Below are 25,036 nucleotides of genomic sequence, written 5' to 3'. Positions count from 1 at the left end.
AATTCAATTTTTAATTTTATGATACCGGTGTCAAAAGCAAAAAATTGCGCTATTATCTGCATCAAAGCTTATAAAAATAACGCAATTTAGACCATTTAAGCTATAATGTTGGGCTTTGCTTTTTACAAAAATCGCTTGTTCAGTGTCGTAAAAAATAAAATAAAATGCTTAAAATCAATAGATTAATTAATTAGGGGATGTTTACATGGCGAGCCGTTCTGAGTTAGTAAGTTGGCAAGCACTAGAAAATAGTGCACAAAAGATGACACACACACATCTGAAAACTTTATTTGCACAAGACGATTCTCGTTTTTCTCAATTCTCTACTCAAATCCCAGGTGTGTTGTTTGATTACTCAAAACAACGCATAGATGAAAACGTATTTGGTCAATTAATTTCATTAGCGAAAGAATGCGATATTGAAGCATGGCGTGAGAAAATGTTTACCGGTGAAAAAATTAATATCACCGAAGACCGTGCGGTTTTACATACTGCGCTTAGAAATCGCGCTCATACACCGCTTATTGTTGACGGCGAAAATATTACAGAAGCGGTCGATAGCGAACTTGCCAAAATTAAGACCTTTGTTGAAAAAGTGCGAAGTGGTCAATGGCTAGGTTACACCGGAAAAGCGGTAAAAGATGTGGTTAGCATTGGTGTTGGTGGTTCAAACTTAGGGCCGCAAACGGCAACTGAAGCACTTAAAGCAGTGGTTGATAAGCCATTGAACGTTCACTATGTTTCAAACGCAGATGGCGTACAAATTGCGTCAGTATTAGATAAAGTAGATCCTGAAACCACGTTATTTGTAATTTCGTCAAAGACATTTACTACCTCAGAAACCATGACTAACTCAAAAACAGCGGTTGATTGGTTTTTAGACAGTGCAAAGGATGACAGCGCTATAGCAAAGCATTTTGTTGCAGTAAGCACTAATTTAGAAAAAACTGCTGCATTTGGTATAAGTGACGAAAACGTATTTACCATGTGGGATTGGGTTGGCGGTCGTTTTTCACTTTGGAGTGCCATTGGTTTACCTATTGCACTTTATGCTGGGTTTGAAGCATTTGAGGCCATTTTAGAGGGAGCGTTTGAAGTTGATGAGCACTTTAAATCGGCGCCGCTAGAACAGAATATTCCTTTAATTATGGCGCTACTCAGTGTTTGGAATACCAGCTTTTTAGGGTTTGATTCGCAAGCTATTTTGCCATACGACCAAGCCCTGCATATGTTGCCAGCATATTTGCAACAAGGTGAAATGGAAAGTAATGGTAAACATGTAACCTTTGATGGACAGACAGTGCCATACACTACCGTGCCAATCATTTGGGGTATGACAGGGATAAACGGTCAGCATGCGTTTTATCAATGTTTGCACCAAGGCAATGTAATTGTCCCTGCGGACTTTATTGGCTCTGTAAAGCCTCAGGTTAACGTAGATAAGCATCACGATATTTTATTATCGAACTTTTTTGCACAAACCGAAGCACTAATGAACGGGGTCGATGCACAGCAGATAACGGCTGATTTAACAGCCAAAGGCAAAACGCCTGCACAAATTGAAATGCTGCTAAAGCATAAAATTCACCAAGGAAACCGCCCAACAACGTCTATATTATTAGACACGATTGATGCAAAAGCGGTCGGTCGATTAATTGCACTGTATGAGCACAAGATTTTTTGTCACGGTATTATTTTACAAATATGCTCATTTGATCAGTGGGGCGTAGAACTTGGTAAAGGCTTAGCATCTAAAATTGAAGCTGAATTAACCGATGATAACGTGGTGAATGAGCACGACAGCTCAACACAAGGCTTAATGGCGTACTACAAACAATACCGTACGCAGTAACATATTCACTTATTACATAATAAGTAACCAAATACCTTTGAACGGGTAGCGCTGGAGTCCTAGGGCCTGTATTTTTGTGAGAGGAATTACAGTGTCCCTAGACCCATTTTAATCGCGCATATACGAACAACATTAGTAGGCTTTGTGCTGAGGCCTACATTATCCAGATAATAAACCGCTATAACTGATTACCAATACGGTAGTGGCAGGTAGCATAAACGTAGAGAGTAACTATGCTTAATCCTTTTGATATTATAATTTTTGGGGGCGGTGGTGATCTTGCGTTACGCAAATTACTTCCTGCAATGTATCGAGCATATCAAGAAGGTAACTTACCACAAGGCTCACGTATTTTGCCTACCGTGCGCGAACAAAGTAAATGCGATGAATACATCGATACAGCACACAAAGCTTTACAAGAATTTTTAAGCGAAGGCGAATATAACGCAAAAGATTGGAAATCGTTCTCAGACTTTTTAGTACCCGTAGTGAGCAATGTCACCGAAGCGGATGATAACTGGGATGTACTGAAAAAAATTCTAGATGAAGATGATAGCGATAAATCACGAGTATTTTACTTATCTCTTCCACCTGCTGTTTATGGCACCTGTTGTGAAATATTATCAACGAAAAAACTAATTACTGCGAACTCGCGTGTTGTAGTAGAAAAACCAATTGGTTACTGCGGTGAGTCAGCAGAAGTAATTAATGCGAAAATTGCACAGTATTTTAACGAAGAACAAATTTTCCGTATTGACCACTACTTAGGTAAAGAAACGGTTCAAAACTTAATGGCTCTGCGTTTTTCAAATTCATTATTTGAGAACATGTGGGATGCTAAATCGATTGATAATATTCAAATTAGCTTGTCAGAAACAGTAGGACTTGAAAGCCGTGCTGGTTTTTATGACAAAGCGGGTGCCTTGCGTGACATGGTGCAAAACCACTTGTTACAACTACTTTGTTTAGTGGCTATGGAGTCACCGCATAAGTTAAACGCTAACAGCATCCGTAATGAAAAATTAAAAGTATTAGAAGCATTACGTCCACTTGAAGATACAGATGTTGATAATAATATTATTCGTGGTCAGTACGTACCCGGTGATTTAAACGGTAAAATAGTCCCAGGTTACCTTGAAGAGCTAAACGAAGGGGCGAGTAAAACCGAAACTTTCGTTGCTATTCGTGCGCATATTGATAACTGGCGTTGGGCGGGCGTTCCTTTTTATCTGCGAACCGGTAAACGCATGGCGAAGCGCTGCGCTGAAATTGTAGTGCAATATAAAAAAGTATCACATAACGTTTATGAAGACAGCGTAGGCAATATTGAACCAAACCGTTTGATTATTCGCTTACAGCCACAAGAAAGCATTCAGTTAACGCTGATGTCAAAGCGTCTTGATAACTTAGATATGCAACTTGAACCTGTAACGATGAATATTGAATTGTCACAAGCGTATAGTAACGGTTTCCATTCAGATGCTTATAAACGTTTAATGCTTGATGCAGCCGCTAATAATCCTTCGTTATTTATTCACCGCGACGAAGTACGCCAAGCTTGGAAGTGGATTGATCCAATTATTGAACGTTGGCAAGAGAAGGGTAAACCTTCATTGTACCGAGCGGGTAGTTGGGGTCCTGAAGACGCTGATGATTTATTAGCAGAGAATAACCATGTTTGGTTTAACACCGGTGATAAGGCATAAGTAATGGCAAAAATAGTAGAAAAGTTTTTTGACGATAAAGCCGCTTTAACTGATGAATTATCTCAGTCATTAGAGCAGGCCTTACGTAATGGGATTGAAGCTGATGGCCGTGCAGTGCTAATGGTTTCAGGCGGATCTTCACCTGAACCTGCGTACAAGCATTTATCAACCCTTGATTTAAACTGGGCTCATGTTGATGTTGCTATGGTTGATGAACGTTGGGTTGAGGCAAGTCACGAAAAGAGTAATGAAGCATTCATTAAGCGTACTTTGCTACAAAACCATGGTGCAGCCGCTAATTTTATTAGCATGAAAAATGCAGCAGCCACTGCAGAGCAAGGTGTTGATTCGTGTGAAGCGCAGTTTCAAGCATTAAAGCGCCCGTTTGATGTCACTATTTTAGGGATGGGCCCTGATGGACATACTGCTTCGTTATTTCCACATGCTCAAGGGCTGGAAAACGGCTTAGATTCAAACCAACTTGTGTGTGCCATTAACGCAATTGAGAGTGATGTAACAGGTAGTATTACCGAACGAATGAGCTTAACGCTGAATGCAATTTTACAGTCTAAAGTAGTTAAATTACTTATTAGTGGCGATGAAAAGCTGGCTGTTTATAAGCAAGCTTTAGCGGGTGGTAATGTTAATGATATGCCGTTACGTGCAGTTCTAAATCACCCTGAGATCAACATTGAAGTGTATTGGGCACCTTAATTTAGTCTAAACTAGGTGCTTTAAAACCATGTTGTATTGATGGTTTAATGAAAGGTCAGTTGCTTTTGCTACTGGCCTTTTTTATTGCGACATGTTTTTGTCATTAATCAATTAATAACAAAGTGCTGTAAACATTTGAAGTTTAAATATTTCCCTTAAGCTAAGTACCTTTTTAATGCTCTTATATTTTTAAAAGTCACTAACTAAACTTATATTTATCAATAAAAACAGTAGGTTAATTTTGGTTCGGCGCGGAGTTATATAACCCATTAATCTTATCTGCTATTCGCAATCTCTCTTATTTTAAATACATTAAGTATAAACATGTCATTATTTACATACCTAGTATAGAGAGTAATTCTTGGGCGAACTCTGCTTTTTTATGAAATAATTAATCAATTTAAAATCAATGACTTAATAATAATTAAGTTAAATTTCATACAAAAAGAGCGGAAAAATGTAGCAAAATTGTAATTTAGCATGTATGGTTTGTTACTACTATGACAGCGCTGTCATGGCGGTTAGGCAAAATGATAAACAAAACCAATAAAATGATTCGAGGGGAATCCTGTGTTAGCTAAAAATTTTAAAAAAAGCTTATTAGCAGTAAATATCGGCTTAGTTGTGGGAGCTGGGTTTACTGGTGCTGCATTCGCAGCCGATGAAGTTAAAGTTCAAAATGATGTTGAGGTTATTGAAGTACGCGGTATTCGTGGCTCTTTAGAAGCATCATTAAATACTAAGCGCTTTTCAGATTCTGTGGTAGACGCGTTATCATCTGAAGATGTCGGTAAGTTTCCTGACAGCGATGTAGGCGAAGCATTAGGTCGTATTTCTGGTGTTGCTGTAAATAGAGCATTTGGCCAAGGTCAACAAGTATCTATCCGCGGTGCATCAGCGCAACTAACTCGTACATTACTAAATGGCCATTCTGTGGCTTCAACTGGCTGGTACGATCAACAAAACATTGATCGTAGTTTTAACTATACATTATTGCCGCCTGAGATGGTTGGTAGTATCGAAGTATACAAATCATCACAAGCAGATATTGTTGAAGGTGGCATTGGTGGTACGGTTATCGTTAATACGCGCAAACCATTAGATTTAGATTCAAATACAGTATTTGCAAGCATTAAAGGTGATTACGGTTCAATATCAGAAGAGATTGATCCAGAGATTTCTGGCCTTTATAGCTGGAAAAATGATGATGAAACCTTTGGTGCGCTTGTGTCAGCAGCATTCTCAGAAACTAATTATCAGCGTAACGGTATTGAATCGCTAGTTGGTTGGGGTGACATTGTTCCTTCAACATTCCAACAAGAGCGAGAGCGTACAGCTATTAATGCAACATTCCAATACAGACCCAGTGATGAGTTAGAAATTGGTTTAAATATCATGAGTCTAGATTTGTCGGCAGATAATGCAAATACGTCGTTATTTGTTATGTTTCCAGATGACAAAGATGCAGCGTGTGAGCAAGTCAATGTAGATGGTACATGTACTTTTTATCGTCGTTCTGGTAACGGTGCCAACCCTGGTTGGGCTCAAACTTGGGCTCGTGCGGGTTCAATGACGTCAGAAACTGTTGATTTAGACTTTAAGTATGTAGGCGAAAGTTTTGAGGTTGAAGGCCGAATTGGTAACACGCAATCAGATGGCGGTACAGATTTAACAGCTAACTATGGTTTTTGGTTAGGTACTGCAGCAGATTACGCGGGTACCTATGATGCAACTGGCGATGAAATAAAAATTGATGTTGCGAATAAATCTTTCACACCCGATGACTTTCAAGGTGAATTATCATCTGCGGGCTGGGCACTCAAAAAGCAGCCAAATACGGATGAAGAAACCTATGCACAGCTTGATTTTACTTTCCCTGTAGATTTTGGTGCTATCACATCAATTAAAACCGGCTTTCGTTGGGCTGATCATGAAGTAAAACAAGAAACGTATACGGCAAACTTAGTTGACTCTATTTCAGCTTATGATGCCTCACGATATTATTCGGGTACAGTGACATCAGGTGCTGGTTACGTGTTACCAGAGCCTAATTTAGGACAAATGATCAGTGATGGCTATGCAGCAATTACAAGCTTCGATAACACCTCAATTGCATACAAGTCTGGTTACGGTACGATCCAAGAAGAAAATATTTCTTTGTACGCGATGGCTAATTTCTCAGCAGAGGGCATTCGTGGTAACTTCGGTATTCGCTATGTGTCAACCGATGCGGAGTCTGATTACTATGCCCTAGACGCTACGGGTAGTTATGGCAATGGTTTAAGCACAGAGAAAGCAGATTATAATGAAGTGTTACCAAGTGTAAATGTTGCATTTGATTTAACCGAAGACGTTATTTTACGTTTCTCTGCGGCGCAAGTTATTTCGCGTGCTAACTACACTGACATGTTTGCTGCATCATCACTATCAGGTTACGAAGATGGCACTGTAGGAAATGAAGTTATTTCTACCGGTAATATCGGCCTTGAACCATTTAAAGCAACACAGTCAGACTTAGGTGTTGAATACTACTTTGATGGCGACGGCATGGTAAGTGCGACTTACTTTATTAAGAATATTTCATCATTTACCAAAGTTGATCAAATCCTTAATCAAAGTATTGGGATCGTTGACCCTGATTCAGGTGTAGATAACTGGACAGTGGCTACCAAAGGCACAGGTTCAGGTGGTGAAATTCAAGGTATTGAACTTCAAATCCAAGATGGTTTTGATAGTGGCTTTGGTTATCAAGCAAATTATACGTGGGTTGACTCAGAAGCACCTGCAGAAAACTTCCCAGACCGTATCGAGTTATTTTCAGATTCATCTGAACATACAGTGAATTTGGTAGGTTACTATGAAGCTGATAACTACAGTGTTCGTTTAGCGTATAACTGGCGTTCAGAGTATATGGTTCGTGAAGCACCTTATTTCTACGGTAACCGTGAACACCAAGACTACGGTACACTTGATTTAACTGCAAACTACGCTGTAACTGACTACTTAGACCTAACGTTTGAAGCTGTTAATATAACAGAAGAAGATAGTATTCAGGTAGGTACAGCAACAGGTGATGCAGAAGTTAAACCTGAGCTTCGTAATGGCTATCCAGCGTGGAGTTTTGAAGGTGAAGCACGCTATAGAGTGGGTATTGCTCTTCGTTTCTAACTCGGTTTAGATGACAAAATGAAAGCCCAGTTAATACTGGGCTTTTTTATGAGCTAATCAATAAAGTGGTTTAACTATGATAAGAAAAATAGCAATTGTTGGTGGGGGGACAGCCGGTTGGTTAGCAGCCAATCATTTAGGTCACTCATTATTAGAAACAAATACTGAAATTACATTGATAGAGTCTCCGACAATTCCCACCATTGGGGTAGGAGAGGGAACGGTGCCTTCAATTCGTAATTCGCTTCAAAAGTTTGGTATTCGTGAAACTGATTTTATTCGTGAGTGTGATGTAACCTTTAAGCAATCTATTAAATTTGTAAATTGGTTAGATAAAACGAAGCATGGTGAAAATTACTATCATCATTTATTCGATAATCCACATATATTTGGCGAAGAAATGACTCAACAATGGCTAGCTGGTGAATCACAAAACCGTTATGCCAATGCGGTGTCTAAGCAAGAAATTTGCTGTGAAGAAAAATATGCGCCAAAAACAATATCTACTCCAGAGTATGTCGGAATTAATGGTTACGCCTATCATTTTGATGCTAAAAAATTTGCTGCGTTTTTAATGAAGCATGCCCAAGATGCGTTTGCTATTAAGCATTTATATGCTGACATTATAGATATTGCCATTGACGATGATGGCTTTATTAGTCACTTAATAGATAGCAATAATAAACATCTAGCTTATGACTTTATTATTGATTGTTCCGGATTTAGCGCTGCCATTATTGGTGAAAAATTAAATGTTGATTTTATAGAACGCTCTGATGAATTACTTACAGACACAGCACTTACATTGCAAGTACCCACCTCATTAGATGATGAAATCCTTCCTTATACTATTGCCACAGCGCACCAAGCTGGCTGGATATGGGATATAGCACTTACCAAACGTCGTGGTGTTGGTTTTGTTTATTCGTCTAAACACATGGATGAAGAGCAAGCGGTAAAAAAGTTACATCATTATCTTGGTAATAAATTTACCGATTTACAGCCACGTAAAATTCCTATGAAGATAGGACGTAGAGAATTATTTTGGCATAAAAATTGTGTTGCTATTGGTTTATCTCAGGGTTTTGTAGAGCCTCTTGAGGCGACAGCTATTTTGATAACCGATTTCTCAGCAGGTTTATTATCAAAGCGTTTTCCTCGGTATAAGGCAGATATAGAGTATATAGCACCTGACTTTAATAAGCATGTCGCGCATGTCTGGGAAAGTACCTTTGATTTTATTAAAATGCATTATTGTATTTCAGATAGAAGTGACTCTTTGTTTTGGCAGGATAATCGCAAGGCGTCAGGGGTTTCAAGTAAGCTTACAAGTAATTTAGCGCGATGGAAAAGCTTTGCGCCATTGCGAGAAGACTTCAGCAGTAAGTTTGATTTATTTGATTTAGAAAATTATCTTTACGTGCTTTATGGTATGAATTTTTTACCTCGCAAAAAAGCTGTGACTGAGCAAGTGACAGCCCTAGCTGATAAGCAATGTACTTTTAAAAACAAACGGATAAAACAGTTATTAGCAGAATTGCCAAAACACAGAGAGCTTATTAATAAAATACATCAGTTCGGCTTACAAAAAAATTAAAATTGATGCGCCATTAAAAACTAACATTTAGATTATTGGGCTGTTGTCTAGGGTCTGTTGATCTTTCAAGGTTAAATTTACAGCAGTCTGTTTGGTATTTAGGCAAGGCAGAGCCTATGTGTTGTGGTTATTCCCCATAAATAGGCGATAACGCAGCATCAATGCCAAACAGGCGCTGCCCGAAGGGTTCTGCCTAGGGGCGATTTACTCTTTGTTGCCTACATGGATGTAGGTAAGGGGCGTGAGCAGGACGCGGAAGCTTTGCTCGGCTTTTACTTATTCTTACATGGATGTAAGCCAGTAGAATAACGCAGGAGCAGTTATCGAGCCCACTAGGTTACAAACCTCGCGCCGCGATTAAATCGTCCCTAGTTTGAACAAATTTTAATCCGCAAAGGTCAACAGACCCTAGTCAATTCTAAAAAAAGAAGAGATTGATAAACGGCCATTTTTTATATCGCCTGTGAATTCATAGTCATTATCTAAGTTAGCACAATGAAGTAAATTGCTTTTATATAACACCACGCGGTTTTGCTTTGCTTTAATATTAATGACTTGCTCGAATAAGGCGGTATTACTGTTTAAATACCCTTGATGTTCTGATTCATTATTTTTGGTTTGTTCTATTACATCGCTAAAAAGGTGTTGGTTTCGTGGCGTTATTTTAATTAGGTTTTCAGGAATATAGCGATAAATTGATGTGCCGTTAGACTCTTTACCAGCTATATAATGCACTGCTGCAAAGGTATTATCATCGGTCGAATCTATATGAGGTATACGTTGTAATAACTTAAGCTCACAGGCTTTTTGGGTAACTAATGATAATTTGCAACGATGAACATAGAGTGCTTTATGCTCGCGGTTAAAAACACCTCGTGCTTGAAGAGATAGTAATAGCTGCCTAAAAGCACGGTAATAAGGTTCAGGCATTACATCACGCTTACCGGGAAATAAAGTACCATCGCTGCCAACGGGCTCTAAATACGCTACATGCGCAGCAAAATTAACCACAGGTTCAATACTTTTTAGAAAATTATCGATGATGATCACATCTTCGTTTTCAGTTTCAAGATGAACTATTTCAACCCTAAAATCGGGGTTTAACTCGTAGTGTTCCATTTTAATTCAACTGATATTAATCGCAACATTGTTGAATATACTAACAAAAGTCCATAATTATGAAACAAAAAACAACACTCAGCAGAGTGTTTTTTACACTACATATTGTACAAATAATTACCTTCTTTATTTGTTAATTAATAACGTACAAAATGACACAAAATTTTCACTTCCTTTTTGTCACCAAAACCATTAGCCTTAGGCCACTAACAGTAATAAATCAAATTTATAAAATAACGGAGCAGTAACATGGCGGAGCAACAAGTACAGCCTTTACACAACGAAAAACATGCCAACACTAAAATTAAAAATGGCATCAACATCGAATTTATGAAAACTCAACACTTAGTGCCAGTGGTTGCACATGAGTTTGCGCGTATCGCCAATGAATTCCCAATGTCTTTTGTTAAAAATAACGAAACAGGTACTTTTCAAGCGGTTGCAATGTTTGGCCTAGAGCCAGGCGAAAATTTATTTATTGATGGCGACAAATGGACAGCATCATTTGCGCCTATGGCAACAACGCGTTACCCATTAGGTTTAGTAAAGCACCCAGAGCAAGATCAATTTGGTATCGTAATTGACGAAGCGAGCTCATTAGTTGGTGAAGAAGAGGGTAATGCATTATTCGAAAACGGTGAAGAAACTGATTACCTTAAGCGTCGTAAAGAAGCGTTAGTATCGTTCATTGAGTTTTCTCAAGTAACCGATGCGTTCACTAAATTCCTTGCTGATAAAGAACTACTGGTAGCACAAACGCTAACAGTTGATATTAAAGGTGAGAAAAAAGACATCAACGGTATTTACCTTATCGATGAGAAGAAACTAAATGAGCTAAGCGATGCAGACTTTCTTGAGCTTCGTAAGCGCGGTTATTTAGCACCAATCTATTCTTTCTTAACGTCTACACACCAAGTAGCACGTTTAGCACGTTTAAAAGCGCAACAAGCGTAACTTTAAACGAAATTAAAAAAGCGCCTTAGGGCGCTTTTTTTGTGCCATTAAACTCAGTTCACTTGAAAAACTCTTCATAACCATTCACATTGGTTTTAATCCTGTATTTATAAAAGAACACACAATGAAAAAATCACTATTATTAGGGCTCATTGCAACAAGTTTGATGGGGTTGAGCACGCAGGCATTGAGTGAAAACACAAATACGCCGTTTGCCATTGCGATTCATGGCGGTGCAGGCACGATTGAAAAAAGTAAATTTACGGCAGATCAAGAGCAAGCTTATCGCAATAAATTAGCAGAAGCTGTTGAGGCCGGATATAAGGTACTTGAACAAGGCGGAGAAAGCCTTGATGCAGTGACTACTGCCATTGAAGTACTTGAACAATCGCCTTATTTTAATGCCGGGCGTGGTGCGGTATATACCTATGATGGTAGTCACGAATTAGATGCCTCTATAATGGATGGTCGCAATCGTCAAGCAGGCGCTGTGTCAGGTATTAAACATATCGAAAGTCCAATTAAACTTGCCCGGTTAGTAATGGAAAAATCAGTGCATGTGATGTTAAGTGGTCAAGGTGCAGAAGAGTTTGCCAAAGAGCAAGGCGTGAGCCTAGTAGAGAACAATATATTTGATACTGAGCATCGTTATGAGGCTTTATTAAAAGCCAAAAAGAAACTCGAGGCGAGCAAAAATACCAGTAAAGATTATCAGGCAGCGCATAAAGCGTTACCAGTAAATTATAAAGTGGGCACAGTCGGAGCGGTGGCACTGGATAAACAAGGTAATTTAGCGGCGGGCACGTCAACCGGCGGAATGACCGCAAAACGTTTTGGTCGTATTGGCGATGCACCGGTTATTGGCGCAGGCACTTTTGCTGAAAATGCCTCATGTGCGGTTTCGGCAACTGGGCACGGCGAATATTTTATTCGTTATAATGTGGCAAGTGATATTTGTGCGCGAGTAAAGTACCAAGGTAAAACCATAGACCAAGCAGGTAATGAAGTAATAAACGAGGTGCTTAAACCGATAGGGGGCACAGGCGGTGTTATTATTATTGATACAAAAGGCAGTATTAGTCTGCCGTTTAATACTTCAGGCATGTATCGTGCGAGTAAATCGAATACGCAAGCAACCTACGTAGGTATTTTTAGTGACGAATAAACACTATTAGTTAGTGGCTGGTGGTTTATATAATAATCCGCTGATTGTTATATTCTTTACAGGATTAACCCCAGCCATTTAATTTGCTACAATCGGGGCTCTTTGACTAATTTTTATAAGGTATGCAGGTGGTAAACCTAGGTCAGTTGTTTGGCGAGCTAAAAACGTGCTTAAAAAAAGATCAATTCAGTTTTAAAAAACGTCTTCACGGCGTTAAAAAAATCACCGACGAGGCAAAGCTTACCAGTGCGCTTGAAAAAATTGCGACTGATATCAGTCGTAGTCAAACGCTGCGAGAGCAGCGCTTAGCTGGGCTACCTAAAGTTACTTACCCTGAGCAGTTACCGGTTAGTCAAAAAAAAGACACCATTAAAGAGGCCATTGCTAATAATCAAGTGGTGATCATTGCTGGTGAAACTGGCTCAGGCAAAACCACACAAATACCTAAAATGTGTTTAGAGCTAGGCCGAGGCGTTGAGGGCTACATTGGCCATACACAACCAAGGCGTTTAGCAGCACGCAGTGTTGCCAACCGTATCGCAGAAGAAATGCAATGCGAGCTTGGCCAGCAGGTCGGTTTTAAAATTCGTTTTAGCGATCAGGTATCTAATAACAGTTACATCAAACTGATGACCGACGGTATTTTATTAGCTGAAATACAACAAGACCGATTTTTAAATCAATACGACACTATTATTATTGATGAAGCGCATGAACGTAGCTTAAACATTGATTTTATTTTAGGTTATCTTAAAAATTTACTCCCTAAGCGCCCCGATTTAAAAGTTATTATTACCTCAGCAACTATCGACCCTGAGCGCTTTTCTAAGCATTTTGATGATGCACCTATTATTGAAGTATCAGGAAGAACGTTTCCAGTTGATGTACGCTATAACCCAATTAGTGATATTCAAAAAGAAGATATGGAAGCCGAAGGCGACCAACTTCAGGGGATTTTTGATGCGGTAGATGAACTTTGCGCCGAAGGTCCTGGCGATATACTGATCTTTTTGAATGGTGAGCGAGAAATACGCGATACCGCTGATGCACTAAGCAAGCGTAATTTAAAACACACTGATGTATTACCTTTGTATTCAAGGCTATCGAACGCTGAGCAAAACCGCATTTTTGCGCCGCATTCGCGCCGCCATATTATACTCTCTACCAACGTCGCTGAAACATCGCTAACAGTACCTGGTATTCGTTATGTTATTGACCCGGGTACAGCGCGAATTAGTCGTTATAGTTATCGCACAAAAGTGCAACGTTTACCTATAGAGCCTATTTCGCAAGCCAGTGCTAATCAGCGAATGGGGCGTTGTGGACGTGTTGAAGCGGGTATTTGTATTCGTTTATATTCAGAAGATGACTTTTTATCGCGTCCTGAATTTACTGACCCTGAAATATTACGTACTAATTTAGCATCAGTTATTTTGCAAATGTTAGCCCTTGGGCTGGGTGATATGGCGCAATTTCCTTTTGTGCAAGCTCCAGATAGCCGAAATATTAATGATGGTTTAACATTGCTTGAAGAGCTACAAGCAGTAAAAGCGGCTAAGCGTCATCAAAAAACCAGCCTAACACAATCTGGGCGGGAGCTAAGTCGTTTGCCGGTTGACCCGCGTTTAGCAAAAATGGTGTTAACTGCGCATAAACTGGGTGCATTGCGTGAGGTGATAGTTATTGTTGCCGCGCTCTCAATTCAAGATCCCCGCGAGCGACCACAAGAAAAACGCCAAGCCGCAAATGAAAAACATGGTCGCTTTGACGATCCTGATTCTGACTTTATCGCCTTTTTAAACCTGTGGAATTATTTAGAAGAGCAGCAAAGTGAGCTGACTAACAGCCAGTTTAGAAAGTTATGTCAAAAAGACTTTTTAGCCTATATGCGTATTCGTGAATGGCAAGATATCGTTTATCAAATCAGCACTGTGTGCAATGAAATGAAAATGAAAGCCACCACTAATGTTGCAGACAGCGAGCTTATTCACAAAGCACTTTTAAGTGGCATGCTCAGTCACATCGGTTTTAAAGACGAAAAGCAGCTATATAAAGGTGCGCGTAATAGCCAATTTCATATTTTCCCAGGCTCAGGATTATTTAAAAAGAGTCCAAAATGGATGATGTCGGCTGAGTTGGTGGAAACCAGTAAACTCTATGCTCGTATTAATGCCAAAATTGATGTGAACTGGGTAGAACCATTCGCTCAGCATTTAGTAAAACGCAGCTACACAGAGCCTCATTGGGAGAAAAAACCCGGTGCGGTCATTGCCTTTGAGCAACAAACTTTGTATGGCTTATTAATTGTTAATAAGCGCCGCTGTGTTTACAGCAATATTGACCCAAAAGTAAGCCGTGAGTTATTTATTCGCACAGCGCTGGTTGAACAAGAGCTGGGGCTCAATGAAGGATTTTTACAATATAACCGCGAATTAATTGAAGATATTCAAGTGCTCGAGAACAAATCTCGTAGGCGCGATATTTTAGTTGATGAACAAACCTTATTTGAGTTTTACGAGAAAAAAATACCGAACGATATTAATAATCGTGCTGCGTTTATTAAGTGGTATAAAACACAAAAACAGCAAGACAAACACTACCTGCACATGACGCGAGAAGAGCTCATGCAGCATGGTGCAAGTAGCATTACTGAATTTGATTATCCAGATACATGGCAACAAGATAACTTAATGCTGCCGCTTACTTATCATTTTGATCCAGGCCAAGCAGTTGATGGTGTTGCTGTACAAATACCGGTTGCGCTATTAAACCAAGTTCAAGAAAGTGGTTTTGATTGGCATATACCGGCATTTCGTCATGAGCTAATTTGTGGGTTAATCAAGTCATTGCCAAAGTCACTTCGCCGTAACTTTGTCCCTGCGCCTAATTATGCCGACGCGGTTTTAGCGGCCATAGAGCCTCTACAAGGCTCGTTAATCGACTCACTAAGTAATCGGTTATTGCGCATGACTGGCGTGCGAGTCGACCCTGAGGCGTGGGATTTAACAGCCCTTGCTCCTCATTTAAGATTGCAGTTTGAAGTACGTGATGAAAACGACCAACTTCTTGCCCGTGGGCTCGATTTAGCTAAGCTTAAAGCGCAGCTTCAAGGCAAAGTGACAGACACCTTATCTAAAGTGGCCGACAAAGGCATAGAAAAAACCGATTTAATCCAGTGGGATTTTGGTGAGTTACCAACATCGTATGTGAAAAAGCAAGGTCAATACGAAATTAAAGCCTACCCAGCACTAGTGGATAAAAAATCAACGGCCGCAGTAGAGCTATTCGATAACGAAATAAAAGCGCAATTAGCGCACCAGCAAGGTTTACGTCGTTTAGTACTTTTAAACGTGCCATCACCAATTAAATACCTGCAGCAAAACCTACCAAACAAAGCTAAATTAGGATTGTACTTTAATCCTTTTGGTAAAATTGCCGATTTAATTGATGACTGCATTGCATCAGGCGTTGACAGCCTATTAGTTAAATATGGTGACATTCGTACAAGTGAGGCATTTGAAACGGTTAAAGAGCATATTCGCGGCGAGTTAGGCGATACCGTTGTGGCCATTGCTACACAGGTTGAGCAAGTGCTGAGTATTGCGCATGCACTGCATAAAAAAATGAAAGGGCGTGTAGATTTAACCATGATCACCGCTCATGGGGATATTAAGTCTCAGCTAGAATCACTTATTTTTAAAGGCTTTGTCAGTCAACATGGGGCAGACAAACTCGGCGATTTAATTCGTTATTTAAAAGCGATTCAAAAACGCCTAGAAAAACTACCTGTTGACCCAAATCGTGATAGATTATGTGTGTTAGAGCTTGAAAAAGTAGCGCAAGAATATAAAAAACTAACGAATAAAACACCTAAAGGAATGCCATTGCCTACTGATGTTGAGGCTATTTTTTGGATGCAGCAAGAATTACGCGTATCCTTATTCGCACAAACCTTAGGTACGCCTTATCCAATTTCAGCAAAACGTGTGTTAAATGCGATAAAAGAAATTGAATAATCTCTTTATTCTCTATTAAGCTAAGTAAGTTAACAGAGGGACTAACTTGAGAAGGAAATGACATACCTATGTCCTCATTAATAAAACACAAAGCGCGACAGTTGTTAGTGGTTGATGATGAGTATTTCAATTTTGAAATACTCAAAGCAGGGTTAGCATCAATATTTGATTTGAGCTATGCTGACTCAGGTAAAAGTTGTTTAGCATCTGCGATTGCAAATCCGCCCGATATTATTTTGCTTGATGTGTGTATGCCAGGACTCGATGGTTATGATACGTGTCGCATACTTAAACACACGCCAGAGACAAAAAACATTCCGGTGGTTATGATATCTGGACTTGAGTCGGAGCTTGAACAACAAGCTGGCTTTGACGCAGGGTGTGATGCTTACGTTGTAAAACCTTTTTCTATCGCTGTACTACGAGAAAAAATTAATAATATTGTGTAGAGGGAATTATGTTTACTGAAGATAAGCGAAACTATAGACGTATGCAGGTTAACACGCCAGCGAAGTTAACCTCAATAGAGCCTGTTGCTGGGCTCAGTTACACTGGCACCTGCCTTGATTTAAGTGCAACGGGTCTTTCATTACAACTCGATGATTTGTTAGAGCTTAACTCAATTTTATCGGTTGATATTGCATCAACACATCCGAGCATTGCACCGTTAAAAGCCACCGTTAAGGTAATACGTGCCAGCACAGAAGAGGATGGCACGATAACCGCAGGGCTTGAAATTGTAGAGTTTAACTAACTACTTAATTAGTTTTTAGTAAACCTTACAAATAAGCCCTTTAAGGTAAAAACCTTCAGGATAGCTGCCTGCAATAGGGTGGTCAGCTGCTTGATTTAAGCGCTCCATGATCAGTAAATCCTTACCTGCATCAAGGGCTGCATCTGCGACTACTTTTTGAAACAAGTTTTGTTCCATTAAACCAGAGCATGAGAATGTTAGCAAAGTGCCGCCGGGCTTTAAAATTTGCATCGCAATCATATTGATGTCCTTGTAACCGCGACACGCCCCAGTTAACTGCGCCTTGTTATCGGCAAATTTAGGCGGGTCCATAACGATCGTATCAAACATCACCCCGTCTTCACGGTATTGGCGTAATAATTTAAAGACATCTTGTTTTACAAAGTCGACTTTATTTAAATCAAGGTTGTTATGCTCAACATTGCGCTTCGCTGTATCAAGTGCTGGTTGTGAAACATCAACATTGGTTACATGTTTACAGCCACCGCGCAGGGCATAAAGAGAAAACGTTCCCGTATAACTAAAGCAATTTAATACGGTTTTATCTTTTGAAAAACGCTCCAGTGCAGCACGGCTATCTCGTTGATCTAAATAAAAACCAGTTTTATGGCCTTCTAGAATATCAACTTCAATTTTTAAACCATTTTCTTCAATTATGACAGGTGCAGTGGGTTCACTCCCCCAAAGTACGCCCTTAATAGGCTCTAGCCCTTCTTTGGTTCGAACATCTACATCTGAGCGCTCATAAATAGTAGAGCCTGGGAAAATAGCCATTAAAGCACCAACAATCTCACCTTTATGACGTTCTGCGCCTGCGCTTAGTAATTGACACACAATTACATTATCAAACTTATCTATGGTAATACCGGGTAAGTAGTCTGATTCTGCTGCACATAACCTAAAGCCGGTAAGTCCACCTTCTTCAATTGCATGGCTGCGAGCTTCTAAAGCACGGCGAAGACGACGCTCAAAAAAATGTTGATCAATCACTTCTTTTTCGTCAAAGCTCCAAACACGAGCACGTATTTGTGAATGAGGACTGTAAGCTGCGGTGGCTAAAAATTTACCCTCACTGTCGTGTATGGTTACCGTGTCACCTAATCCAGGTTTACCTTTAATTTTTTTGATGGCTTTAGAAAATAACCAAGGGTGTTTTCTTTTTAATGATTTATCGCGACCAGCTTGCAGGTAAACGGCAGATGACATAAGGCTTCTCTGTAGTAATAAATAAGCGCTGTATTTTAGTCAAGGCTCGCGCAACATACAATGAATGTTTTGCAAGGGGCTTATAAATCGCGGTAAAGTAGCCATTATTAACTCGTTTAAATAGATTTTTGGAAATTCGGTGGACAATTCAGCTCTTAGCCCCTCATTACAGCAACTTAATCAGCAATGCAGAGACTTTATTACATCCTTAGTACATGCGGATGTTGCCCATGATATTACCCATATTGAACGGGTAGTGCGTGTTGCTGTGCAGCTATGTATAGCAGAGCAGGCTGATATGGCGATTGTATTGCCTGCAGCTTGGTTGCATGATTGTGTTGCAGTGGCTAAAAATCACCCAGATAGAGCAAGGGCATCAACAATGGCCGCGGATAAAGCGATTAACTTTTTAGCGTCTATTGGCTATGATGACGCGCTATTTGATGATATTCACCATGCCATTGCCGCACATAGTTTTAGCGCCAATATTGCTATTAAAACGGTTGAAGCACAGATTGTACAAGATGCTGACAGAATGGATGCCTTGGGTGCTATTGGCGTAAGCCGTTGTATGAAAGTAGGCGGCTCTATTAGTCGATTATTATACAACCCCGATGATCCATTTTGTTTAAACCGAGAAGCTGACGATAAAAAGTACACCCTAGATCATTTTTTTATTAAATTACTGCATATTGCCCAGAGTATGAATACTCCTTCTGCAAAAGCCGAAGCACAAAGACGCACTGCATACATGCACGACTTTTTAGCTCAGCTTAAGTCTGAAATTGGTGAACAACGCGATGACACCTAAACTTTCGGGAATTGATCATTGTCATTTAAATGTTCAAAGCCTCAACCAAGCTATTGAGTGGTATGAAAAGGTGCTTGGTTTTACCGTAGTAGAGGAGTTAGCCTTTTGGAATGAAGAGGGAAAAGGTCCTTTAACACTTGAAGATGAAAGCGCTACTACACGATTGGCTTTATTTGAAGGCGATGGGCGTAGTAAAGGAATCGCTTTTGCTGCAACTGGGGAGCAATTTGTTATTTGGCTTAAGCATCTTAAGCAGCATCAAGTGAAAACCATATTGGCTGATCATGGCGTGACTTTTTCTATGTATTTTAAAGACAATAGTGGTAATAGCCATGAAATCACTTCTCATGATTATAATGTCATAAAAGTGCAACTCGAGAGCTAGCGGCTTTGTTTAGTAAAACTTCAACAGTTAAAATAGCCAAGGGTAGATTTATGATCCATCGTTTAGCCTATTTAGTATCGAGCAATATTAAAACGATACCTACTAACTGGTTTTTTCTCCTACGAATTAACTTATTAAGCTAATAGAGAAAGTTTTATTTTATAATAACTTATAGGCACTTTAGATTGTTAGATTATACGTTAAGAAGAAGCCGTCGGCGAAAAACAGTGGCTATTAAAGTCGCACAACGAGAACTTACTGTGTATGCGCCCCATTTTGTAACGAAAACACAAATTAACGAATGGCTGTTGAGTAAACAGGGCTGGATTGATGCTCAGTTACATAAGCAACAAATTCAAGCCGATACACGACAGTTTCCACTTAAAACCAATAGCATTAAATTATTTAATGAAGCTGTTAATGTGCAATTTGAAAACGCAGCACGCACTCAATGGCAGCAGCACAATGAAAGCCAAACACTGTTACTGAGTCTTTCTTCACGTGTGAAGCATCGAACGCAAATGTATCAAAGTTTGCTAGAGCAGTTTTTGCATGAGAAATTAGAAAGCTATATTGAAATGCGAGTTAACTACTATTGTCAGCTGATGGGTGAAAAGCTACCGAGTAATATTCGTATTCAATTGTATAAGCGTCGCTGGGGCAGTTGTAACCGCAGGCGTGAGCTTACCTTTAATTTACACCTTGCAAGCGCACCCACCTGGGTAATTGACTACGTGATTGTGCATGAGTTAGCGCATTTAAAGTATTTAAATCACAGTGCACAATTTTGGCATCGTGTAGGTTTATTTTATTCAGAATACAAAAAAGCAAGCGCTTGGTTAAATAAGCATGGGATGAGTTTACAATGGGTTTTTGAATAATTAGAACATAAAACGAGGTAGTAAAGAGAAGTGGTGGAGGGAGCTGGATTCGAACCAGCGAAGGCTGAGCCGTCAGATTTACAGTCTGATCCCTTTGGCCGCTCGGGAACCCCTCCACACTAATTTTTATTGCATTTGGCCCCACTTAACTTAGCCTAAGAAAAGTGGTGGAGGGAGCTGGATTCGAACCAGCGAAGGCTGAGCCGTCAGATTTACAGTCTGATCCCTTTGGCCGCTCGGGAACCCCTCCAATGCAACGCGGCAGATAATAGCAAACTTCTTATTTAAGTAAAGAAAAAAGCTAAAGAAAATTCAAATTTAGCCGATAAATACTTATTAATTAGTTAAATAGGCTAAAGTCTATGCAGATTGGTGATTTGTTAATCACAGAGAGTCAATTAAAAACACGACTCAATAAAAGTGTGCATGAAAGCCGTCGGGGTGAATTTGCTCTTTTATTAGCAATGCTATCTCATGATGCGCTCGATTTTAGTGAGTTTCACTTACCTAAAAGTGATGCAAGTGGTTATCAAGCTGATGAAGAGACCTTGCGTAAACACTTAGGTGCGGGCCCAAAGCAGCCATTGGCGCCTGAGAGTTTTAATATGTTAATTGGCAAAAATAACACGGAACTTTTAGCAAAAATGGGAAGCGCCGAAGGGATGAGTGAGATAAAGTTAACTCAGTGCTTAAAACCTGAGCCATTTAATATTCGTGATGATAAAAACCACATTCCACTTAACGTAATTGATAACTGTGAATTAGCGGTACGTCGACGAATTCAAAATACCAACACCGAGCTATCAAACCCTCAAATGGATGCGGTGGCATTTTATGATGATTTACAAAATGATGCCCTCCACCAGCCATTACATTTGTTTAGTGCCTAATTGAATTTTATTAAATGCTATTTTTTAGGCGCCATTGGATTGTAATAAACCGTGTTTATATTAGTGGTTTTATAGGTGCTTTATGTTAATAACAGATTTAATATAAAAAAAGCATCCAAAATTTAAATGCAATTGCTATAATGGCGCAAATGGTATGACATTAAATGCCATTATCATTAAACCAAGGTAATTAGGAACGTAATGAAGAAAACATTCACGCTGAATCATGAGAAAATCAAATACCCTCGTATGGTTGATGCTGCAAAGCATGAAGTGAAAAAATATTTGAAAAGAGAACGTAATAAAACTTTACCTGTTGATGCCGACTACTGGGCATTCGATTGTAAGTTTGGTAACACGGCTGAAGAAGCCCAAGTTGTTCACGTTGCTGAAATTAACAATCACATCAGTGAAATTGAAAAGCAAGGTTTAACCTCTTTCTACTTAGAGATTTTAGCAAGACCTGCACAGCGTCAAGACTTCGATGAAGATGATGACGAATAAAGCGCTAAGTTGCGTTTAGTGTAGTTTTTGAAAATGGGCCAAGTGGCCCATTTTTTGTGGTTGTTACTTATACACTATGACACTTTTTATACTTTTTATTACTGCCGCAAGGACAAGTATCATTGCGTTTCACTTTGATATCAGCAACCGGTGTGATCTCACCATCAAGGTATCGCCACTGTTCATCTTCTTTAATAAATCTTGAATGCTCAGCCAGCTCGCAATACAAGTCTTGGTAAAAGTAATGGGCTTTAAACTTTACAAACCCTGTTTCATCATTATAACCAGAATCTAATACGGTTAAGTTTATAAAGCGGCAACTAGTTGCAAAGTCCTTAATTTCTGATAGTGAGTTTTCAGCTTGCTTTTCTTTTGCGTAACTTTCACGAACAAAAGCCGCTTTTTTAACCGCATATGCACTGTAGCGAGCACGCATAAGTTGCTCAGGTGTTTGTGGCTGTTTGGTTTTTAAATGAAAAGGTTCACAGCAATCAGCATAAAGTTGCTGACTGCCACAAAAACATAGTAGGGCGTTAGAGGTCATAATAAATGTACTGTGTATTAAAACGCTAGTTTACCAAGCTTATTGCGTTAGTGAAATCTCAGCTTGAGCGCTTTTTTTGCTAAAGCAATACAGCTTAGTGCGTGTATGGCTCAGGTTTAATGATAACTGTGATAGTTGCTGATTATTTATTATGTCGGTCCAGGTGATCACCGCTGCAAAATTTCCATTGTGAAGTGCAGAACTTAAAACATACTCTATATTAACTAAATGTTTTTGGCGTATAACTAATAATTTACTGGTATCAATTGAACATGAATCAAGTAACGCTTTACTAGGTACATGGTCTGGCGCAATTAAAAGTGTCCATGCATTTAAGCTATTGTATTGGTGTAATACTTTTAATAATTCAAACGTCGCTGAAATCTCATCTTCAATTTGTACAACGTTAACACAATCAGATTGGTCATCTTGTTGGTAGCTCTTAACTGTTCTTACGGTAATAGGCTGTAACATAATCGTCTCACTCACTGGGTTTTTATACAGTACATGTATACAGTAGTTTATACAGTTGTTTGGTGCAAGTGTTTTTTGCTATTTTTTTGTACAGTTATTCAGCTGAGCACGATAATGAAACTATTTAAAAATAAATAGTTCATATATAACAATAGATTATAATTTTTGGGGATGAATACTTTTGACGGTAGCTTTTTAATCTATAACTAAATAAATCTTGAAATGCATGAGGTATACAGTAGTTTAAAAAATTAAGCGTTGTTGCATTTAACTTATAAAACGCTTAATTAATTTACAGATGGAATGAGTTACTAGGTAGTAAAACTATTTTTCGTGACTTATAGGGATCAAATGTGAAAATTGTAACTGATGAATTTGTTCATATAAGCTGGCGGCATAACACTGGGCGTCTTTAAGTCGTTTGGTACTAATGTGTTTGCGTATATCGCTCATTGCCTCTATTGCTGGCTCATATCCTTGGCTACTAGCTAAGCTGAGCCACGCAGCCCCATGAAATACACTTTGTGGCACACCTTGGCCTTTAATGAAAAATAGCCCTAAGTAAAACTGTGCACGATAGTTTCCTGCCATTGCTGCTAAACGCATCCATTTTGCGGCTAAGGCGCCTTGTTCATTTTTAAGGTAATAAAGAGCTTTATTTAATGTGTCTTGATCGGTGTTTTTAGAGCTCGCAGGGGGATTTGCATCGCTTGGTTGCGTTACAAAAGAAAGAATGTTGTCTAATTGTTGCTCTAAGTCTTGGCCACTTGGTGTCGTTTTGATCATGCTACTTCGTTTGTTATTTTAATCACTTAGCTAGTTTAGTATATAGCAAGGTAAAATGTCCTGTAAAAAGTTATTTTTATGCTAAAATCTCGCCACTTTTTACAACCACAAGTTTATTATGCTCGAAGCCTTATTCAAAATCCGTGCAAATGATTCTTCGGTTCGCCGTGAATGTATTGCCGGTATGACTACATTTATTACGATGGTTTATATCGTATTCGTTAACCCAGCTATGCTTGCAGAAGCAGGCATGGACCAAGGTGCTGCCTTTGTTGCAACCTGTATTGCCGCTGCAATAGGGTGTTTTATTATGGGGTTGTGGGCCAATTATCCATTGGCATTGGCACCGGGTATGGGATTAAATGCATTTTTTACCTATGGCGTGGTGTTAGGTATGGGCTATAGCTGGCAAGCAGCGCTGGGCGCGGTGTTTATGTCAGGGTGTATATTTTTAATATTAAGCTTATTTAAGGTGCGAGAGTGGATTATTAATGCAATCCCCCTGGTGCTCAAACAAGCAATAGCAACCGGTATTGGTGCATTTTTAGCGCTTATTGCACTAAAAAGTGCTGGTATTATTGTATCAAGCCCAGCAACACTTGTGCAGCTAGGCGATATAACGTCACCGGGTCCGCTATTAGCTATTTTTAGTTTTTTTATTATTGCGGCATTACTTTATCGCGATTTTAAAAGCGGTGTATTAATTAGTATTTTACTCGTTACCGCGATTGCAGTGTCGATGGGGTTAGTTGAATATCATGGTGTTGTTGCAATGCCACCTTCAATAATGCCAACTTTTATGCAACTTGATTTTAGTGCTGCTTTTGAACTGTCTATGTTGAGTGTTATTTTTGCGTTTCTATTTGTTGATTTATTTGATACCTCAGGTACGTTGGTAGCGGTTACTCAAAAAGCGGGCCTAGCAGATAAAAACGGCAATATGCCGCGCTTGGGTCGCGCATTAAGCGCTGACAGCACTGCAACCATTGCCGGTGCAATGCTAGGTACTTCAACAACAACGTCTTACATAGAATCTGTAGCAGGGGTATCAGTGGGGGGGCGAACGGGCTTAACGGCTGTAGTTGTAGGTTGCTGCTTTTTATTAATGATGTTTTTTGCACCTTTGGCACAAATGGTACCAGCATACGCAACAGCAGGGGCAATCTTATATGTATCTGTTCTAATGCTACAAAACTTAAAGTTTGTAAACTGGGATGATATGACCGATGCAATTCCAGTGAGTGTTGTATTGTTAATGACTCCATTGACCTTTTCAATTGCACACGGTATTGCACTGGGTTTTATTTCTTATACAGCAGTTAAAGTACTGTGTGGTAAAAAAGATCAGGTAAGTATTAGTGTTTGGATTTTAACGGCACTGTTTATTATTAAGTTTGCATTTTTATCTTAATGCTTTTGTTAAATAGCTAGATTTAGTTTGGGTATGTAAATTTATATAGTGACTAAATTTCAGTTATAAAAAAGCCCATACAGTTGTATGGGCTTTTTT

At 39.3% G+C, this 25,036-nt stretch carries 21 protein-coding genes and 2 tRNA genes; 16 read left to right on the top strand and 7 right to left on the bottom strand.

Going from position 1 to position 25,036, the window contains the following annotated elements:
- The first annotated feature begins 205 nt into the window (after nucleotides 1-205).
- The 5 genes from pgi to FHG08_RS13185 all read left to right on the top strand — a co-directional run bounded on the left by pgi (nucleotide 206) and on the right by FHG08_RS13185 (nucleotide 9,037).
- Complete coding sequence (pgi, locus tag FHG08_RS13205; protein WP_178956256.1) at nucleotides 206-1,852, top strand: glucose-6-phosphate isomerase; 1,647 nt, start codon at nucleotides 206-208, stop codon at nucleotides 1,850-1,852.
- Between the two features lie 233 nt (nucleotides 1,853-2,085).
- Nucleotides 2,086-3,558, top strand: coding sequence for a glucose-6-phosphate dehydrogenase (zwf, locus tag FHG08_RS13200; protein WP_178956255.1), 1,473 nt, complete (start codon nucleotides 2,086-2,088; stop codon nucleotides 3,556-3,558).
- A 3-nt stretch (nucleotides 3,559-3,561) separates the two neighbouring features.
- On the top strand, nucleotides 3,562-4,272 hold the full coding sequence (gene pgl / locus FHG08_RS13195) for a 6-phosphogluconolactonase (RefSeq protein WP_178956254.1): 711 nt from the start codon (nucleotides 3,562-3,564) through the stop codon (nucleotides 4,270-4,272).
- Between the two features lie 570 nt (nucleotides 4,273-4,842).
- Nucleotides 4,843-7,440: a TonB-dependent receptor gene (locus FHG08_RS13190; RefSeq protein WP_178956253.1), complete on the top strand. Its 2,598-nt coding sequence runs from the start codon at nucleotides 4,843-4,845 to the stop codon at nucleotides 7,438-7,440.
- A 76-nt stretch (nucleotides 7,441-7,516) separates the two neighbouring features.
- A complete protein-coding gene (locus tag FHG08_RS13185; RefSeq protein ID WP_178956252.1) occupies nucleotides 7,517-9,037 on the top strand; it encodes a tryptophan halogenase family protein in 1,521 nt (506 codons plus the stop codon).
- 408 nt (nucleotides 9,038-9,445) lie between these two features.
- On the opposite strand, the gene FHG08_RS13180 is transcribed toward FHG08_RS13185, so the two are convergent.
- Complete coding sequence (locus FHG08_RS13180; RefSeq protein ID WP_178956251.1) at nucleotides 9,446-10,156, bottom strand: DUF6445 family protein; 711 nt, start codon at nucleotides 10,154-10,156, stop codon at nucleotides 9,446-9,448.
- 249 nt (nucleotides 10,157-10,405) lie between these two features.
- Here FHG08_RS13180 and FHG08_RS13175 point away from each other — a divergent pair, with 249 nt between their 5' ends.
- From FHG08_RS13175 to FHG08_RS13155, 5 genes are all read left to right on the top strand, one after another.
- On the top strand, nucleotides 10,406-11,110 hold the full coding sequence (locus FHG08_RS13175; RefSeq protein ID WP_010388497.1) for a SapC family protein: 705 nt from the start codon (nucleotides 10,406-10,408) through the stop codon (nucleotides 11,108-11,110).
- A 124-nt stretch (nucleotides 11,111-11,234) separates the two neighbouring features.
- The gene (locus tag FHG08_RS13170; RefSeq protein ID WP_109874473.1) at nucleotides 11,235-12,275 is read left to right on the top strand and encodes an isoaspartyl peptidase/L-asparaginase family protein; all 1,041 of its coding nucleotides are present in this window, start codon (nucleotides 11,235-11,237) and stop codon (nucleotides 12,273-12,275) included.
- Nucleotides 12,276-12,403: 128 nt separating this feature from the next.
- A complete protein-coding gene (hrpA, locus tag FHG08_RS13165; protein WP_178956250.1) occupies nucleotides 12,404-16,291 on the top strand; it encodes an ATP-dependent RNA helicase HrpA in 3,888 nt (1,295 codons plus the stop codon).
- Between the two features lie 68 nt (nucleotides 16,292-16,359).
- Nucleotides 16,360-16,740 (top strand): two-component system response regulator, encoded by a 381-nt coding sequence (locus FHG08_RS13160; protein ID WP_178956249.1) that lies wholly within the window; start codon nucleotides 16,360-16,362, stop codon nucleotides 16,738-16,740.
- An 8-nt stretch (nucleotides 16,741-16,748) separates the two neighbouring features.
- Complete coding sequence (locus tag FHG08_RS13155; RefSeq protein ID WP_010388503.1) at nucleotides 16,749-17,045, top strand: PilZ domain-containing protein; 297 nt, start codon at nucleotides 16,749-16,751, stop codon at nucleotides 17,043-17,045.
- Between the two features lie 15 nt (nucleotides 17,046-17,060).
- Here the strand turns inward: FHG08_RS13155 and FHG08_RS13150 are convergent, their stop codons facing one another.
- Nucleotides 17,061-18,251, bottom strand: a complete 1,191-nt coding sequence (locus FHG08_RS13150) for a class I SAM-dependent methyltransferase (protein WP_024601131.1) — start codon at nucleotides 18,249-18,251, stop codon at nucleotides 17,061-17,063.
- Between the two features lie 139 nt (nucleotides 18,252-18,390).
- Between FHG08_RS13150 and FHG08_RS13145 the strand changes: the two genes are divergently transcribed.
- The 3 genes from FHG08_RS13145 (at nucleotide 18,391) to FHG08_RS13135 (ending at nucleotide 20,328) form a co-directional block, all read left to right on the top strand.
- Nucleotides 18,391-19,062, top strand: a complete 672-nt coding sequence (locus FHG08_RS13145; RefSeq protein WP_010388506.1) for an HD domain-containing protein — start codon at nucleotides 18,391-18,393, stop codon at nucleotides 19,060-19,062.
- Nucleotides 19,052-19,447: a VOC family protein gene (locus FHG08_RS13140; protein WP_178956248.1), complete on the top strand. Its 396-nt coding sequence runs from the start codon at nucleotides 19,052-19,054 to the stop codon at nucleotides 19,445-19,447. The genes FHG08_RS13145 and FHG08_RS13140 overlap by 11 nt, the downstream gene beginning before the upstream one ends.
- 185 nt (nucleotides 19,448-19,632) lie before the next feature.
- A complete protein-coding gene (locus FHG08_RS13135) occupies nucleotides 19,633-20,328 on the top strand; it encodes a M48 family metallopeptidase (protein ID WP_178956247.1) in 696 nt (231 codons plus the stop codon).
- A gap of 31 nt (nucleotides 20,329-20,359) precedes the next feature.
- Here FHG08_RS13135 and FHG08_RS13130 read toward each other — a convergent pair.
- Together FHG08_RS13130 and FHG08_RS13125 are read right to left on the bottom strand one after the other, a co-directional pair.
- Nucleotides 20,360-20,444, bottom strand: a tRNA-Tyr gene (locus tag FHG08_RS13130).
- Nucleotides 20,445-20,493: 49 nt separating this feature from the next.
- A tRNA-Tyr gene (locus FHG08_RS13125) sits at nucleotides 20,494-20,578 on the bottom strand.
- Nucleotides 20,579-20,690: 112 nt separating this feature from the next.
- On the opposite strand from FHG08_RS13125, the gene FHG08_RS13120 reads away from it, so the two are divergent.
- Entirely contained in the window at nucleotides 20,691-21,218 is a 528-nt protein-coding gene (locus FHG08_RS13120) for a VC2046/SO_2500 family protein (protein WP_178956246.1), read from the top strand.
- A 201-nt stretch (nucleotides 21,219-21,419) separates the two neighbouring features.
- Nucleotides 21,420-21,722, top strand: a complete 303-nt coding sequence (locus tag FHG08_RS13115; RefSeq protein WP_010388513.1) for a DUF6172 family protein — start codon at nucleotides 21,420-21,422, stop codon at nucleotides 21,720-21,722.
- A gap of 67 nt (nucleotides 21,723-21,789) precedes the next feature.
- On the opposite strand, the gene FHG08_RS13110 is transcribed toward FHG08_RS13115, so the two are convergent.
- The 3 genes from FHG08_RS13110 to FHG08_RS13100 all read right to left on the bottom strand — a co-directional run bounded on the left by FHG08_RS13110 (nucleotide 21,790) and on the right by FHG08_RS13100 (nucleotide 23,526).
- Nucleotides 21,790-22,266, bottom strand: a complete 477-nt coding sequence (locus FHG08_RS13110; protein WP_178956245.1) for a YchJ family protein — start codon at nucleotides 22,264-22,266, stop codon at nucleotides 21,790-21,792.
- 39 nt (nucleotides 22,267-22,305) lie between these two features.
- Entirely contained in the window at nucleotides 22,306-22,740 is a 435-nt protein-coding gene (locus FHG08_RS13105; protein ID WP_010388516.1) for a SulA-like leucine-rich domain-containing protein, read from the bottom strand.
- Nucleotides 22,741-23,064: 324 nt separating this feature from the next.
- Nucleotides 23,065-23,526, bottom strand: a complete 462-nt coding sequence (locus FHG08_RS13100; protein WP_010388519.1) for a tetratricopeptide repeat protein — start codon at nucleotides 23,524-23,526, stop codon at nucleotides 23,065-23,067.
- A gap of 118 nt (nucleotides 23,527-23,644) precedes the next feature.
- Between FHG08_RS13100 and FHG08_RS13095 the strand changes: the two genes are divergently transcribed.
- The gene (locus tag FHG08_RS13095; RefSeq protein WP_054201141.1) at nucleotides 23,645-24,937 is read left to right on the top strand and encodes an NCS2 family permease; all 1,293 of its coding nucleotides are present in this window, start codon (nucleotides 23,645-23,647) and stop codon (nucleotides 24,935-24,937) included.
- Nucleotides 24,938-25,036 lie beyond the last annotated feature (99 nt).

Origin of the sequence: Pseudoalteromonas sp. Scap03 (genome assembly GCF_013393115.1) — a bacterium.
GTDB lineage: Bacteria > Pseudomonadota > Gammaproteobacteria > Enterobacterales > Alteromonadaceae > Pseudoalteromonas.
This window is presented reverse-complemented; position numbering and strand designations above follow the sequence as displayed.